Source organism: Curtobacterium sp. TXMA1 (genome assembly GCF_020162095.1).
Lineage (GTDB): Bacteria > Actinomycetota > Actinomycetes > Actinomycetales > Microbacteriaceae > Curtobacterium.
This window is the reverse complement of record NZ_CP083910.1, coordinates 2,629,010-2,644,599: the sequence shown is the minus strand read 5'-3', so window position 1 is coordinate 2,644,599 and position 15,590 is coordinate 2,629,010. Positions and strand designations below refer to the sequence as shown.

13 protein-coding genes are annotated in these 15,590 nt (G+C 57.8%); 2 read left to right on the top strand and 11 right to left on the bottom strand.

Annotation, left to right across the window (positions count from 1 at the left end; translation table 11 throughout):
• The first annotated feature begins 198 nt into the window (after nucleotides 1–198).
• Entirely contained in the window at nucleotides 199–462 is a 264-nt protein-coding gene (locus LCG91_RS12465; protein ID WP_224441560.1) for a hypothetical protein, read from the top strand.
• Between the two features lie 481 nt (nucleotides 463–943).
• Here the strand turns inward: LCG91_RS12465 and LCG91_RS12460 are convergent, their stop codons facing one another.
• From LCG91_RS12460 to LCG91_RS12410, 11 genes are all read right to left on the bottom strand, one after another.
• On the bottom strand, nucleotides 944–1,552 hold the full coding sequence (locus LCG91_RS12460) for a TIGR00730 family Rossman fold protein (RefSeq protein ID WP_224441559.1): 609 nt from the start codon (nucleotides 1,550–1,552) through the stop codon (nucleotides 944–946).
• Between the two features lie 4 nt (nucleotides 1,553–1,556).
• Nucleotides 1,557–2,900, bottom strand: a complete 1,344-nt coding sequence (locus tag LCG91_RS12455) for a hypothetical protein (protein ID WP_224441558.1) — start codon at nucleotides 2,898–2,900, stop codon at nucleotides 1,557–1,559.
• Nucleotides 2,901–2,912: 12 nt separating this feature from the next.
• Nucleotides 2,913–4,688: an ATP-binding cassette domain-containing protein gene (locus LCG91_RS12450; protein ID WP_224441557.1), complete on the bottom strand. Its 1,776-nt coding sequence runs from the start codon at nucleotides 4,686–4,688 to the stop codon at nucleotides 2,913–2,915.
• A gap of 5 nt (nucleotides 4,689–4,693) precedes the next feature.
• Nucleotides 4,694–5,806 (bottom strand): ATP-binding cassette domain-containing protein, encoded by a 1,113-nt coding sequence (locus LCG91_RS12445; RefSeq protein ID WP_224441556.1) that lies wholly within the window; start codon nucleotides 5,804–5,806, stop codon nucleotides 4,694–4,696.
• A 701-nt stretch (nucleotides 5,807–6,507) separates the two neighbouring features.
• Nucleotides 6,508–8,241 carry a hypothetical protein gene (locus LCG91_RS12440; protein WP_224441555.1) on the bottom strand — a complete coding sequence of 578 codons (1,734 nt, stop codon included), beginning with the start codon at nucleotides 8,239–8,241 and terminating at the stop codon, nucleotides 6,508–6,510.
• Entirely contained in the window at nucleotides 8,241–8,549 is a 309-nt protein-coding gene (locus LCG91_RS12435) for an acyl carrier protein (protein WP_224441554.1), read from the bottom strand. Before LCG91_RS12435 ends, LCG91_RS12440 begins: the two co-directional genes overlap by 1 nt.
• Entirely contained in the window at nucleotides 8,546–9,964 is a 1,419-nt protein-coding gene (locus LCG91_RS12430) for an AMP-binding protein (protein WP_224441553.1), read from the bottom strand. The genes LCG91_RS12435 and LCG91_RS12430 overlap by 4 nt, the downstream gene beginning before the upstream one ends.
• The gene (locus LCG91_RS12425) at nucleotides 9,945–11,165 is read right to left on the bottom strand and encodes a hypothetical protein (protein ID WP_224441552.1); all 1,221 of its coding nucleotides are present in this window, start codon (nucleotides 11,163–11,165) and stop codon (nucleotides 9,945–9,947) included. Before LCG91_RS12425 ends, LCG91_RS12430 begins: the two co-directional genes overlap by 20 nt.
• 1 nt (nucleotide 11,166) lies before the next feature.
• On the bottom strand, nucleotides 11,167–11,979 hold the full coding sequence (locus tag LCG91_RS12420; protein WP_224441551.1) for a glycosyltransferase: 813 nt from the start codon (nucleotides 11,977–11,979) through the stop codon (nucleotides 11,167–11,169).
• A gap of 257 nt (nucleotides 11,980–12,236) precedes the next feature.
• Nucleotides 12,237–13,220, bottom strand: coding sequence for an NAD-dependent epimerase/dehydratase family protein (locus LCG91_RS12415; RefSeq protein ID WP_224441550.1), 984 nt, complete (start codon nucleotides 13,218–13,220; stop codon nucleotides 12,237–12,239).
• On the bottom strand, nucleotides 13,217–14,524 hold the full coding sequence (locus tag LCG91_RS12410) for a nucleotide sugar dehydrogenase (RefSeq protein WP_224443150.1): 1,308 nt from the start codon (nucleotides 14,522–14,524) through the stop codon (nucleotides 13,217–13,219). Before LCG91_RS12410 ends, LCG91_RS12415 begins: the two co-directional genes overlap by 4 nt.
• Before the next feature lie 446 nt (nucleotides 14,525–14,970).
• Here LCG91_RS12410 and LCG91_RS12405 point away from each other — a divergent pair, with 446 nt between their 5' ends.
• On the top strand, nucleotides 14,971–15,522 hold the full coding sequence (locus LCG91_RS12405; RefSeq protein WP_224441549.1) for an AAA family ATPase: 552 nt from the start codon (nucleotides 14,971–14,973) through the stop codon (nucleotides 15,520–15,522).
• The last annotated feature ends 68 nt before the right edge of the window (nucleotides 15,523–15,590 follow it).

Genomic DNA, 15,590 nt, shown 5'->3' with positions numbered 1-15,590 from the left:
TCGGCGGCAGAGAGACGTTCGTTGGGTGGGGCCTCACTTCTGCGCGAGTACCGAGGACACAAACCCGGCGCAGCGCCGCGACCCGGGTCATGCATCCGGAAGGTCCCGGTGCCTCCGCCGAACGCACAAGCCGATGCCTCGTTCACCGGGCATGTCCGCGTGCACCAACCGAACACCAGGCCATCGGAAGCGGCGGCCGTGGCCCGGGACCAGCTGACCGTGCTCATGCAGAGCACGCTGTCCGGAGGAGCGCAACGATGGCAGCCCGGGGAACACGAGCTCATCATCACCGACGGGGTGCCGCCTGAGTGGTCCTGGGAAGCCGTGTGGGGTGACGAACACGTCGACCCCTACCGACTCAACACCACCGGCAACCTCATGCGAGACCGCGCGCCCGACATGATCGACGGTCTCCTCGCCCGCCCCTGCCTGCGCAGCTCCGGGCCGCCCTGCGCAACGTAAAGGAGGTCGACCGCGACGGTAGCGCCTTCAGCGCTCGCGTGCACCGCACCATCGACGACAGCCGAGCCGCCCTGAACCTCCGGATAAACGCGCTTGAACACGTCGTTGCGTGGGTGCACCTGCACCCTGAGACGCTCATCGAGCCGCTGAGACCACGACATTTCAGGACGTCGGCCGATTCCCCTCTCAAGGCTTCCGCGACACACTCGGCTTGGCACGGCGGAGGTCGGCAAAAACCTTCATCTGCCTTCGCTCGCAGCAGTGGTGAGGCGACGGTCGATGCCCGCAAGAAAGCGCCGACCAAACCTCACGGCTGAGCCGCCGGTACACCACGGCCGAAGCCGATGCGCGTTCACAGTGCGAGACTTCGAGAGCTGTGGCTGACCGACATAATCGCGTATTCCACCGGGAAAGGTTTTACCTCTGCGCTTCCAATGACACCTACCCGAGGCGGACCGAGTCGAGGCGAGATCGGATGCGGTCATCGCTCGGCCGTCCCCTGTTCGAGACCGGACGCGCTGAAGATGTGCGCAGGAGGAATGAAAGTCGCGAAGTGGTGCCACACCTCCTCGATGGACTCGCAGAAGCGCAACGAGTCCGAGAAAACGGACTTGACAAACCCCTCTGAAGCCGCTCGACCCACCCAACCTTCAATTTCGTCGAAGTACCCCTCGACGTTCAGAAAGCAGATCGGCTTAGTATGGATTCCGAGTTGGAGCCAGGTAAGAACCTCAAACGTTTCGTCCATAGTTCCGAAACCGCCAGGTAGGGCCACGAAAGCCTGCGCCAGGTCGGCCATGCGCGCCTTACGTTCATGCATCGAGACCACAAGTTCCAATTGGGTGAGCCGTGCGTGGGCGACCTCATACCGTTGCAGCTGCCGAGGAATCACGCCCACGACGGCACCACCCGCATCGAGGCACGCGTCAGCTACGGCACCCATGAGACCGGTCGCGGCTCCGCCATAAATTAGCCGTGATCCCCTGTTAGCAATGGAGCCCCCAAGCTCCATCGCGGAACGACGGAAAGACGCACGCCCCGGAGAAGCACCGCAAAACACGGCAACCGCTGGAGGTACGTTGATCGCCAAAGTCTCATTCGTAGTCATCTATCACACCTTTCGCTCGATCGGACGCAGAAGCGGACCATGAATCCACAGAAAGCTCAACCGCCGACTCCTCGAACGTCTGGATGAGCGCGACAGCATGCCGTACGGCTTTCACGAGGCTGTCATTTCCATGAAGAGAGTTGTGCATCGTGATATCGAAGTCAATCCGGGAATCGAACTGGAATATCTTCAACTCCAGGTCGACGGAGTCATCAGGCCAATCTCGGGTGCTCACCCGGCACGATGGGTCTCCCACCGGCACCCTCAATGAGGACGGAGGGATCCCGTTCCAAAAAAGATTGATCCCGGTCCGCAATCGAAGCGATTCGCCGTCTCGTTCTCGTCTGGCATCTAGTATCTGAACCAGTTCGGTCGCCGAGTAGCGGGCGTTGGCCATTGCGCTGATCCATGCACGGAAAGTGGTCGTAACGAAATCCTCCGCGCGAGCGGTTCGATCCACATCCACTAGCATCAACCCCTCGTGGTAGGCACAGCCAAAGAAGTTGGCAAGACTACCGGAGCGGTTGCTGAAGGTTACTTTTGAGAAAAATGCTTCTGAGTCCGTGGCCTCGGTAAATGCAAGGGCGAGGGAAGCAACAAGAACTGATGCAGGGCTGACGCTAGCGGCATTTGCAATCCGCGCCGCGGCCGACGCGAGACCCGGAACGGAGTACTCCAAACGCGTGTAGATATGGTCCTTAAGGCCTGCCAATGGTGCGAAGTCGCGGAAAGGTCGCGATGGGAGTCTTGCGACGACTCGTCGATTATGGCGCATTGAGCGTGCTGAGGTTGCGCGACCGGCATCGCTCTGCTGACGAGATAGCACCGATGGAAGAGTCAAGGGTTCGTCGATGCGCCTCCCGAACTTATGCGTCCGAATGAGATCTGTGAGGAGACCAAGTGCGAACCCGTCCGTTGCGCTATGACAGATAACAAGGTGTAGTTCGGAAATCCGACCGTTGCCTATTCGCGTGGCGCCGACGAGCATCGCAGGATTGGCTAACCCCATGGGTGTTTCGAAAAGCTCTTGCGTGACGACATCCGGATCATCGCCGAATAGAACGAGGTCGCCCGATCGCGGGGTTGACTTGTGCGACGGAGATTGACGAGGTGCACCGAGGGGGTCGATATACGTGCGTATCGGGGTGAGTTGACGCAGTGCGTCTGCGACGTCCAAGGCCCATCTTTCAGATTGGCTTTCGGGGAGAGTCACGGTGATAGGGATTTTGACTGCTCCGTCGGACGATACGTCCCAAAACAGCTCCCCTCGATTCCAGTGCCAAAAGCGCTGCTGTTGCCAGGTTAGCGGCATCCAATCCATGTCGTTCAAGGGGGGCTCGATTCAGGAGTAGTGATCGGCTTGAATATCGAAAAGTCGCTTGTATTCACTCAATGGGTTGTCAATCAAAGACCTGTGAGTCCCATCTTCGACGAGTTGACCGTCCTTGAAGACGAGGACCCGATCTGCGAGGCGAGCTGTTGACAAGCGGTGTGAAATTATCATTGTGATGACCCCGGCACCCCCGCGGTTGCGCTTAGCAGCCGACAGGAACTTCTCGTAGATCGCCTGCTCGGTCTCCGGGTCCAAGGAAGAGGCCGGTTCATCAAAAAGTGCGAGGGAGATACGTTCCTTGTAGAACGCTCGCGAGATCGCTATTCGCTGCCACTGGCCACCCGATAGATTAACCGTGCCGGGAGTCAGCGTGCCGATATGCGTAGCGGGACCCAGGGGAAGGTTCCGCACTAGGCTATCCAGGTCCGACATGGCCAAGGACTCGTCGAAGCGATCGCGGGCCAGGTTCGAGGCGAAGGCGGACACTGATTCGAAGACGGATCCTTCGATTCGCGAGTAATCCTGGAAGGCGGATGAGACTCGTCTCTGCCAGTCCGTCGGCGACGTCGCATGAATATCGCAACCGTCGATCAGTACTCGTCCGCTAGTGGGCCGATAGAGCCCGGCAAGGACGTTCGCGAAAGTTGATTTGCCGGCTCCGTTTGTGCCAACGACGCAGATGACTTGCCCCGCCTTAAGTTGGACCCGTGTCGGTCGTAGGCTGTCACGTTCCGTACCACCGTGGCGGAAGGATACGCCATCCAATTCGAGAACTGCGAGGGTCGTAGCTTTGGGCGGGTGAACGCTTTGGTGTTGAGCCGGCGTCCGGCGCATCGCGGCCGCCCAGTCGTCGCGTGCTTTAATGAATTCGCTGTACGTATTTAAGCCATCGACGACCGCTGTTCCACTCGCAGCAAGCGCGTGGGTTGAACCTAGGACTTGCTGTGCAAGAAGAAAGAGCAGAGCCAGCTTTGCCACCACGTTCTCGCCGTTGCCGAGACCCGTGAGGAGGCCAAATGTGAACACCAGCAGTAAGGACAAGAATGCTATAGAAGCGCAAAGCTGAATAGGTAGAAAACGAACTCGACTTGTAGTTTGCCGTACCCTTTGACGATCAGCCGCGCGAAGAGTGATCGCGGTTAGCACCGGCTGCAAGTGGAAGGTCCGAACCCACAAGCCGTGAGCCGGATCACGAAGGAGCTTGGCGGACGCATCTGAAAGCCGGCGGCTCTCCTCATTCTCAAGCCAGATCCGACCTTGCCTGTAGTCGCTTATGGTGCCAGACAAGCCAGCGACCAGAGCGGTACCGACGAGAAGGCTGAATCGGGCGTCGAGCGCTACGAGAAGGATGCTGACACTTCCTACAGTAAGAAGGGCTCCAAAGGCCGTTAGAAGGTGCTGGATGCCCGCAAGGCGGTAAGAATCCCTGTTCAGAAGGCGAAGGCGATCGACCACGTTCTCGTTCTCAAAATGCTCGATATATGGAGGTTCCGCGGCGAACGTCATTAGGCGAGACCTCGTTTGTGTAATCACGCGGTCCCGCAGATTCTCGACGATCGGGGGCGCTGCAAGACTAGAGCCATACCAGATCAACGCCACGACCAACAGAACCATGAGTATCGGGCTAACCTGATCGGGGCTTGATGTCGGTAGTTGACTCAGTACCGCGGAGAATGCTGATGGCGCGAGAGAAGCAATGATGGTGAGGAACAAGGCAAGGGCCGTAAGCGGCTTGCTGGACGCGTAGGTGACCTTGATCCACTCCGAAAGAGAATGACGAAGCATGTACATTAGTTTGACTCGCTATCCGAAATCCAGGCACTTGACTGTAAATTGAACATGTGCCAGTAGAGCCCTGAAAGGGCCATCAATTCGTCGTGATTTCCCGTCTCCACTATTCCTTGCTTGTCCAGTACCAGGATGTTCGGAATAGGCCGCACTACAGAGAACCTGTGCGATACCACAAGGGATGTGCAGCTCGCGAAGAGTTGGCCGTAGCTCGAGACGAGACGTGCTTCAGCTTCGACGTCAAGAGCGGAAGCAGGCTCATCGAGCAGTACGAAGCGGGACCCTGCATCGATTGAGCGCAGTACCTGGGCAAGAGCCAGCCTCTGCCACTCTCCACCGGAAAAATTTGTTCCGTTGCTGACTTCGCTGGAGACCGGTGTCGCAAGTCCCAGCGGTAGCCGGTCCAGCTTGTGCAGGAGGTCGAGCGCGCCCAAACTGTCACGCAATTGGCTATCGCGGGCCACCTGTCCACCAGAGATCGTGCTCAAGTTCAGATAATCATTTAGGGGTAGAGGAAGCTTGGGAACATCCTGTCCAGCGAAACCAATCTCGTGTTGCCAATAGCGCCACTCTTTCTCAGTCCAGCTCGTGGTGTCTTCCCCGTTGACAATCACTCTCCCGCCAGTCGGCGTATAGGCCCCGGCAAGGAGCTTCATCACAGTGGACTTGCCCGCGCCGTTTCGCCCTACGAGAGCGGTCGGCTCTCCCGCAGGCAGGTGGAAGGAGATATCGCGTAGGACGGCGTGATTGGCTCCGGGATACGTGAACGAAACACCATCAAAGACAATGTCCGGGGCACCCATGCGCTTCAACGCGGTCTCGCGGGTTGGAGCGTACGACTCCATGGGGGCGGGCCAGCGTGAAACTTCTTCGCGCAGGGAACGCGGTCGAGCATCGGACGTAAGTTCGAGTGCCTTCAGTGCTTCGGTAGCGTTACCCATCGAGCGAAGACCAGTAAGGTCGAGTGTCATAGCAACAACGAGGATGGGCAGCGCTGCCAGAAGCTTTGGGAAGGCTTGCGCGGAAGTATTGAAGGCATAGATGAGCCCAACCGAAAGCGCTGCTGCGGTTAGTCGCACTAGGAGTCCCAGCGCGGATGATCGCAGGCCGAGCATTCGCGCTCGTCCGAGTTGACTATCGACGTTGCTTTTGCTTCGAAGGAATCTAGACCTCAGAGGCTCTAGCAGACTGAATAGTCGTACTTCTTTGCCATCACCCGGACGGATTGCGACCGAGCTGTAATACTCGGCTCTTGAAGAGTCATCCCCAATACGAGGCCACACCCGGTTCTCGTGCTCCGAGGCGCGATTAGTCCACCAGGCATCAAAGACAACGCTCGCAAGCACGATCAGTGATCCGAGTGGGCCCACTACGAGCGCAAGTGTGATCGCCGTGCCGGCCACGAGGAATGTCGTCTGAAGGAAACCGGTCCACAGATACCGAAGTCCGTCAAACAGTGAGAACTCCCGGGCTCGCGCACTTGCAACTCGACTGTGGAAATCGGACGACTCGAGAGTCTCTGTTGTGCGAGCAGTGGATGCTTCACTACCCAGGCGTGATTCGAAGTCGCGTAGATAGAGACCCGACAAGTGAGTGATCAGTACTGCGCTCACAGGTGTAAGTACGAGGGGGAGGCCGAATGCTGTAAAGAAGGTCGCGACCGTGGCTGGCATCGGCATCTTGCCGGCACCGAGAGTCGCTAGAAGACTACCCAGACTTGCCGCGCTCGCTGCTCCACTTGTACCGACGACGATTCCGATGAGGAGCACGAGTGGAAAGGTTCGTGGCCCAAGATTTAGGGAATACTTGAGTAGCTTCAATGGGAAACCGCTCGCGAGACCGTTGCCGAAAGGCTGATGAGACGCTGCACCTGCAACCGCTGAACCCTAGAGGGACGATGCAGATCGGGGCTGAGTAGGGAATGTAGGGTTTGCTCGTCGAGTGCTCCCGCCACCTTGTCGGGAAGTGCCGAAAGGCTCTCCGGCAACTTAAGCTTGAGGAGAGCAAACTCGTGGTCGGGCGGCAGGGGATTCTCACCTTCGAATGCGTGACGGTGGCTGAGCCACGGGCGAAGTGCCCTTCTTCCAGCAGCCCCGCCGTACTGCGCGCCGCGGGTGGCAAACGGCCGGTGGAGGATGCCGTCAGGGTCCAGCCGGCGCAACAGCTGAAGGCCAATCCCGCCGGATTCGCGCTCGGACCGAGGCGTCGAAAGGTAACTCGTCCACAACCTGCGAGAGAGGAGCGGTGAAAAGACGTAACGGTTGGGCGTGAGCAAATGAACCTTGGTTCCGTGCCAAGACGCAAGGTGCTTCGCGAAGGTGGCCTCATTCAGTTGTTCGAGGCTGAATCCCTCCTTCATCGCACTCGAGGTCGCCTTCGCTACCGCTTCCCTGACCACATCGAAGCTCCGCTCCGTCAGCAGTGTCGGAACACTTTCGGCCTGCGTCAGTCGTTCAAGAAGCAAAGTCGAGAACTGTGCCGATGACCGAACGTCTTTCATCTCGCCGCGGGCGCCGAGCTGGTGATCCCAACCCCCTCGGCCGAGTTCGCCGCCGACCCCGTCGATTAGGAGTGTTCCGTCAGCAAGCGGCATGAAGTAATCATTCAAGTCGGAGATGCAGATCAGGCCCGATCCTTCTCTTTGCAGCCGGCCCAAGACAGGCTTCAACTGCTGAACTGGCATTGTCAGGATCCCGAAGTCATCCACTCGGTGGGTCACGTCTGCCGCAGCCGCGATAAGTCTCGCGAGTTCGACATCTTCGGTGAGCGGGTAGCCGGGCAAGTATGGCAGGGCGAATGTGAGGGCGGGAAGCTTTCGCCCGAGGCGGAGGAGTGCGGCTAGGAGCAGCCGACTGTCATAGCCGCCCGTCAGCTGTAAATAGCTCTCGGGGGCCGAGGCGCCTGAGAGTCCGTCTTCCACTGCGGAGAGCAACATCTCTTCCGCAGACGCAATCGATGTTGGGTTCTCAAAGTCCGACGGCGTGAGTGCAGTAAGTCGCGCACTCGTTATGCCTCGTGCAGAGAAGGTAGTGAGCGATCCCGGTGGTAGCCTATGGACACCTGCATAAATGGGGTCACCGGTGATCGATGCGCCCGCAGCGAGGAAAGTGACGAGCGACACTTCGTTGTAATCGTCTTTGCGTGGCGCGACCGCAGCCGCATTATTTGAGATGTACACAACTCGGCCGGCCGGTGTAACCTGTACCGAGTAATAGACTGGGAGAAGCCCTAGCGGGTCGGTCACGATTTCGACGGAGTGGTCGCTAACGTCGAATGCAGCAAATCGTCCATCCCAGTGACCGCAAACTTCCTGGAGACTGCGATCAAGGGCTAGCTCTTCGCCGTCGCCCTGGCCATAGCGGTGTCCAAGCCAACCCCGGGCTTGGTTCGGGTTGCGTCGTACCTCGCCCCATGAAGACGTATCATCTATCCATCGGAGCCTCGATGCTGAGCCTGACCAGAGGTATGAAACGGGGTTGGCCAGCAGCGGCGCTGTGGTTTCTTCGCGTTGTTGAGTATCGATGCAGATCTCTGCTACGAAGTGTTGCATCAGATCACACCGCTGTTCTTTGACGGCTTACCGGCGCTCTGTTCAGACCAGTGCGTGCTGCTAGATGTCACGAAACTGAGAAATGCGCGCGGCGTGGAGAAAACGTCCATAGTCATCTGCGTGTCGTCAAGTTCTACGTCGAATTGCTCCTCGATCTCCGAGATCAGCTGAACTATGGCCAGTGAGTCCAGCCCGATGTCGCCGAGTAGGGAGCTGTTCCACCACTGCTCGTCGTCGACGTCGCTAGGTATGGTCTGTTGGAGGACGCCGTAGAGTGTTTCAACGAAAAGTTTCGCCGCGGTATTCAAATTACTCCCCTAAAGTAGTCGCGCGCCGGGTCGCGCGCGACGGACGATTCAGAAGCGGGCCAGTCCGGCTTCCCATTCCTATTGAAGACTAGGTTCATGCCGTTATAAACTTCGTCAGGCCAGAGAAATGGTGGAAGGGCTCGTTTCAATTCAGCTATCTGATGAGAACTGATCTTCGAGTTGCTGGCCACGCCAAGGATTAGTACAGGCTCGGCGGACGAAGCTACTGGTCGAAAGAATGCGCGGGTGCGACAGCCGAGGACTCGCTGGGCGGCGGTCTCCACCTCTGCTGGCTCCACTAGATAGCCCTTTCGTTTCCGCTGGCGACCGAGCCGATACTGGAACGTATACACACCGTCGGAATCGCGGGAAACCCAATCGCCAGACCGGTACCAGCGATCTTCCCCGATAGTGACGGACGGTGTTTCTGGGCTCGGACCTAGATAGGCGGACAGAAGTGAAGGGCCTGAGATTAACAGTTCTCCCTGCCCTGAACAATTCAGCGGGATGACCGAATTGAGAGCTTCGTCATATAACGCAAGTGAGGCCCCGGCAACAGGCTTCCCTATCGGAATTATTCCATCTGTTTCGGAAACGCGATGTGCAGCCACTACATTAGCTTCTACGGGTCCATAGAGGTTATAGAACGTTGCTGCCGGGAAAGCCGCATGTAGAAGATTCATCAATCCGACGGTCAGCGATTCTCCTGCGGACATGGCGGTGGTAAGAGTTGGAATTCCTCCCCACTTGGTTGTCGCTGCCTGGAGGAGCCGCCATGCGGTAGGTACGCCGTATATGTGGGTAACGCCCTCATGGTTGAACGAATTGAGCAAGGTGCGGGCATTGAGAAGGCCGGCAGGGGGAAAGACCAATCTACCGCCGACACCCAGGACCGCATAGATGTCGAACGTGCTCAAGTCGAAGCTCAGTGGCGAGACATTGCCCACAACCGTGCCTGCAGTGACATTGAAGTACGTTGTCGACCAGTCTACAAAGGGAAGAAGATTTGCTTCGTTTACAGGAACGAGTTTGGGCTGCCCGGTGCTACCCGACGTGGCCAGCACAAAGGCGGGACGCCGCTGCATTCGCTCGATGGCATTAGAAGCTTCTTCGACGACGCGCTTAGCCCTACTCGCCGATTCGCGCTCATGGACCGGTACGAAGGTTACGCCGGCCGCAAGTGCCGCGAGCATAGTAATCACTGCGCCCCGGTGGCCGGCAGACGTGATCGCGATCGCATTTTGTTCCGCCCGATCGAGATTCGCCGCTCCTTCATGGATGGCTTTGCCGAGTTCTCCGTACGTCAAACTTCCGAACCTATCAACGATAGCGACGGAGTCAGGTCTTTGGGCACTTTGTTTGAGCACCCGGGCGACCAGGGCGTTCTCTTTGCTTTCAGACACGCGCAGCGTCACAACCCACGGATAGGATCACGTCTGCGGCTTCAGCAGTCCCATCGGACGTTCCGAAAGCTCGAGAGAGGATCTTCCCTTGTGCTTCGGCCCACAAACGGGGCGACCGCCCCACTGATGTGAGAATCTCACTCAGCCGTGCAACTTCTACTGTTCGGCTCTCTCCGGTGAGTCGACGAACCGAGAGATTAAGGACGTCGCGTGTTTCATCCGTCCGATTCGATCTGGCGCTTGCAAGCCGAGAATCAGACATCCCCGGAAACGCCACGGTATCTCCGCCAGACACGCGTTCAAAAATCTCCCCATGCGCATAGTGCTGAGCGGGAAGTGCCACGAACGGTACGCTGTGCTGCCAGGCTTCAAGAATAGAGGTGATTCCGGGTGGAGCGAGACTGATAGGTGCATTGGCTAGGCGCTCCATCGCTTCGACATGGTCTGCCGCAGGCGATATCTGAAAATGGGAGGAAGCAGGGGAGCGGAGGTTGGAAAGGACGGCGGGATTACCCTGGACGATGATCCCGCAGGTCAAGTTCGAATTCAGGTACGCGTCATGCAGCAGGTCTACGACTGCCTGAGCCCAGGGAAGCGCGAGATGCATATCGACGAGCGAACTAAGCATGCCACTTATACTTGCTACGATTGGGCCTTTGTAGGGTTCTGAGGTCGGGCATTTCTCAACCACAGGACCAATCATCGTCGGCGTCATAAGGGACCGGAGGCCACTCTGATTTGACTCGAACGATCGTTGCACAAGGAGCCGCGTGGCCAGTCGATGAGCGACGAATTGTCCGTCGTGCATGTCTTCTGTAGCTAGAGCCTCTAATGCGGAGTCCACGGGCAACTGCGCAATGTGTTCGACCACAGCGCGCAAACGTTGGCTGTCGTTATCCGCCCAATTCCACATCCAATAGAGGCTGTCGACGTATACGCTCGGCAAGCCAACCGCGTGTGCGGCAACAGTCAGCGAGGGCTCCATCACACTGACTGCGGCATTGAAGTTGAGTTGGAGCAGTCCGGAGTAATCAACTAGGTGCTCATCGAGACAGGTGTCAAACGTGTCCGCCGCGCCCTGCGCGAAGTGCAAGGCGGTTCCCGAACCCACGAAAGAAATGGAATGGCCCTGAGCGTGAAGTGTCCGCGCGATCGCCACAGCCTTCGCCGCAGGTCCATAACCGTAAGGTTCGGCGCTGAAGAGCAGCTTCATGTCAATTCTCCATCATTGATCGGAAGCACTCCGCAAGAGCGCGCCCGCCATCATCCCAGTTGTACTTCTCCAAAGGCGCAATTTCGTCGGACCGCCTATGTCGTCCAAATGCCTCCTTGAGGATTGAGTGGCGAATTCCGCCGTCGAAAGTCTGGACCCAGTCTGGTCCAAGGTCGTCGGCCCAGTCGATGAACTCGCCGCGGTGAGGAACAACTACAGGGCGGTTGAATGACAGCGAAAGCATTGCGGTGCCTGACTTGAGTGACCTCGGCGCGGGCAACACGGTAAAGTCTGCAGCGGTGATCCAGTTAGCGAGAGTCTGGTCGCTGAGATAACCGTCTCTGATCAGCACTCTGCTGTCTCCTTCCGCGGCACGGATCAAGCGCTGCAGGTATCCAGAGTCTGGAGCGGTGCCGACCAGCGCTAAGCGAGCGTTCGCATCGGGGACAGTTCGGAATGCCTCTATCAGAGCGAGCTGATTCTTGTATTTCCGCATCATCCCCACGGATAGACCTAATCGATGGTGGGGCTCAATCCCAAGGTCGCTGCGGAGATCCTCTGTGTCACGATTGGGAGGCTGGTAGAAGGCTCGGTAGTTTCCCTGCGGGATCACCCAGGTCTCGGCGGCGCGGAGCCGGGGATATCGTTCCACGAATTCGTCCACAGATGATTGCGAGGATCCGATAAAGGCGTCGACCAATCCGCTGAACGATTGCATGAACCGATCTACCAGGCCCCGTTTATCGATTTCATGTGGCAAAAGATTATTTCCATGCCAGACAATCTTTGTACCGCGGGACTTCGCGATGCGCAAAGCGAACAAAGTCGACCAAATACTGATTCCAGCTTCTTGAGTAACACTCGAACGAACTAGCCACTCCGGGAAATATACGTAAAAGATGGTCCGGTGCCGCAGAAGATCGCGCCGACGTTCGAAAGCTCGAAATCTGAAAGCGTCATGGCGACCTGCCGCGTCGCACCATGCTCGAATCTCGGGTAATCCTCCGTTGGCAGTATCTAGCAGTGGGACGAGAACCAGTGGATCGGCTGGATGGTCACGTCGTGCCTGAATCATTTGGTTCCCGCTAGTCCGGCGTCCGCGTCCTGCTGTACGCCGAGCATCGAGTTGACAGTGTGATGCAACCCCTCGTCCAGCGAGCGGAATCCAGAGGTGTCCATTAGGGAACGAAGGAGACCGGTGTCAGGAACTCGTCGATCGACGCTGTTCGGCGGCGAGGGATACTCTTCGATCTGTCCTTTCCAGCCAGCCAGGTTCATTATCTTACGCGCTAGTGCGATCATCTCGATCTCATCTTGAGTGCCGATGTTCACAATCTTGCCGATTGCAACTTGGCTCAAAGCGATTATTGCGTTCACGGCGTCCTCAATATAAATGAAGCTTCTGGTCTGTCGTGCGCCATGTAGTTCGAAGCGCCCCTCGACCCCCCGCGATACAAAATCCGGTATCACGTGGTTGAGGCCCATATTCGGGCCGTAAGGATTGTGTAGCCGCCCGATGACGACAGGAATTCCCGATTCAACCTGTGCCGCAAAGCAGGCAAACTCCCCTAGTGTCTTTGCTACGGCGTACGAGTATCGGGTTTCTGTCGGATGTCCAGCTGTCAGAACGACTTCCTCAGACGTCGGAAGTGGCCAAGAGAAGGTCTGTATTGTGGCTGCATATGACTCGGAGGATCCGGCATAGAAGAAAAACCGGAGATCTTCAGCCCTGTATCGTTCCAGGAGATTTACAGTCGGTGTGCTCGAATTACGAAGCGTCGAAAATGGCCGTGTATAGAAATTCTGTGTTCCATTGAGTGCGGCGAGATGGTACACGCCGTCCACAGCGGGTAGACGCGAAACGGCGACCTGGTCGGTGAGGTCTACCTCGGCTAGAGTTATGTGTGCGTTCTTGGTTAGTCTCTTCGCCCGAGAAGCAGATTCTGGTTGAAGCCCGATATCGACAGCGATGACGTCATGATCGAGCTTCGTGAGAGCCTCGACCAAGTAGCTCCCGATGAAGCCTGTCGCGCCGGTGACTAGGAATCGGCTCATGCTACGAGCGCCCTCTTCTGCTCTTGGTTCATTGCGGAGCTGGTTCGCCCGAGTGTCAGAACCGTGAGGTCAGGGCGGTCGCGAAATTCAAGGGGGACCTGGTTCCACAGATCGACGATGGTGGCGTCTCTCGGTAGTCGTTCTAGTGCGCGGAGCATTTCCGGGCTAGCTGAATAGTCGCTTCGGGTTTGCAAGATTACGATCTTGGATTGCGTCACCAGCGTGTCAAGCGTCGTGGCCCGGACGTGCGTCCTCATTTCTTCGCTCATCGATGCAACTGGGTCCCAGCCGATTACCTCGGTCTCCGGCCAATATGCCTTGGCTTGACAAGCGAGGTCCGTAGCGAGTGAACCGCGCGTATCAGACGTTCCCGGGGCTCCCTTGAAGGCGAGTCCTATGATCCCGATTACTTTCGGGGGAGCGCTAATTTGATCGGCAATGCGGGAGAGGACGTGTTGAGTGAGGTAGGTGTTCGTCGCGCGACCGGCGAGAGCGAAGCTTGGCCGCTCCATAGCTCGCGTTGAGGTTGCCAGAATGATGGCGTCTTTCGTGAGGCATGGACCGCCGACCGGGCCCGGCGGGGCGATGTTTGCTCGGGGGTATCCCGCGTTGCAGGCGTTGATCGCTTCGTAGACGTCGACATTCAGCTCATCGGCAAGATATGCAAGCTCGTTTGAGATGGCGAAAGTGAGGTCTCGTGCGGTGTTGCTGGCCAATTTTGCGAACTCAGCTGCCTCAAGACTGCTTACACGCACAACCTCAACCCCAAGAGTCGCGAAGAGGCCTGTCGCAGCCGCGGCCGATGCCTCGTCGACCGCTCCGATGATCTGCGGTAGATCGCTAAGTTCTTCGAGTGCGATTCCTTCGACCGTTCGTTCGGGGGCGACCGCGAGTTTGAACCTCTTCCCAATCCGAGACACCGCTTTGCTCATTGCTGCCCTGCTAGCACCCACAGAGACAGTAGACCTAACCACGACTAGGGAATCTTCCGGCATCTGCGATACTACGGAGACGAACGAGGCTTCAAGCGCGTCAAGGTCCACGCGCCCGTTCTTCAACGGTGTGCCAACTGTGATGACGTAGTTGCTTGCTTTCGGTAAGGGTTCGCGAGCGTGTTGCACCCCAAACCGATTCTGTTCACGAACCCGACGGAGGTCCTCCTCGAATCCGCGTTCGTAGAACGTTGTTCGCGAAGCTTCGATCTCGCGAAGAACATGCGAGTCTGTGTCCAGCCCGACGACAGAAGATCCCGCCATTGCGAAAGCAACTGCAAGAGTCTGCCCGACATAACCTAGGCCTACCACGCAAACGTCGTAGAGTTCAGCATCTTTCTGGCGCGACAAAACATCCCCGTTCTAATCGAGGCCCATTCCCGATGGCGCAGAACGGACTACCCTGTCCGGCGCTTGCCGTTGCGGCCTTTTGGTTGAGCCTCCCCGTTCCAGGACGGTACAACATCGACTCGACTAGACGGAAGGCCCAGGGGAACTAAAATGGTTTAGCAGGTGTCGAACCGCGTATTTGCAGGGGTGTGAGGCTGAACTAAAAGCTTTAGTGACGTGTCGAGCGGGACTCGATCCCTTCGTTCGAGCTGTGTGGTCTGTGAGAAAAGTCGTCCGGAGTTGCAGTTTGACCGGCTGCCCCCGCGCGGAACACGCAGACAGCACGTCGGGAGTGGCCACAGCCCGCTCTCGGACGCCGGGCGGTGTGTCGTTGCCGTGCGAGAGCGTTCGGTTTATGCTGTCGGGTCATGTACGAGAACGCGCAGGCTGTTGTGCTGACTGGCATGCCGGGCGCGGGAAAGACAACCGTGGCCGAGCTAGTCGCGGCGAATTATGGCGCGTCGGCCCGGTTGTCAGCCGACGCCTTACAAGGGATGATTCGCAACGGTGCGGTGTGGGCTCTGGGCGAGCCGGCCAGCGAGGCCCGACGTCAGGTCTTGTTGAGTTTGCTTAACCTGGGCATGCTCGCGAAGAACTTTGCGATGGCCGGGTTTAATCCGATCATCGATTGCGTTCTTGTCTCGCTTGCAGATTACAATCTGCTCTGTGAACACCTAAGTCCTGTTCGGGTGACCCTGATTGTCCTGGCCCCGTCGGCTTCTGTGTGCTCTAGCCGAAATGACGGTCGGGAGGCAAGTGAGCGTTTTGACTTCCTGGGCTTTGAAACGCTGGAAGAGCATCTGAGGAAGGAGCTGAGCGGGGTCGGTCACTGGATTGATAGTGAGGCGATGACGGCCGCCGAGACGGCGTCACTCGTTCTACGGCATGCGACTGGCGGGGAGAGCGATATAGATCAGTAGGTGCATGCAGTTGCGTAATTGTGAGAGGAAGACTGCTGCAGGCTGGGCTGACTCCGCCAGGTAGGAGC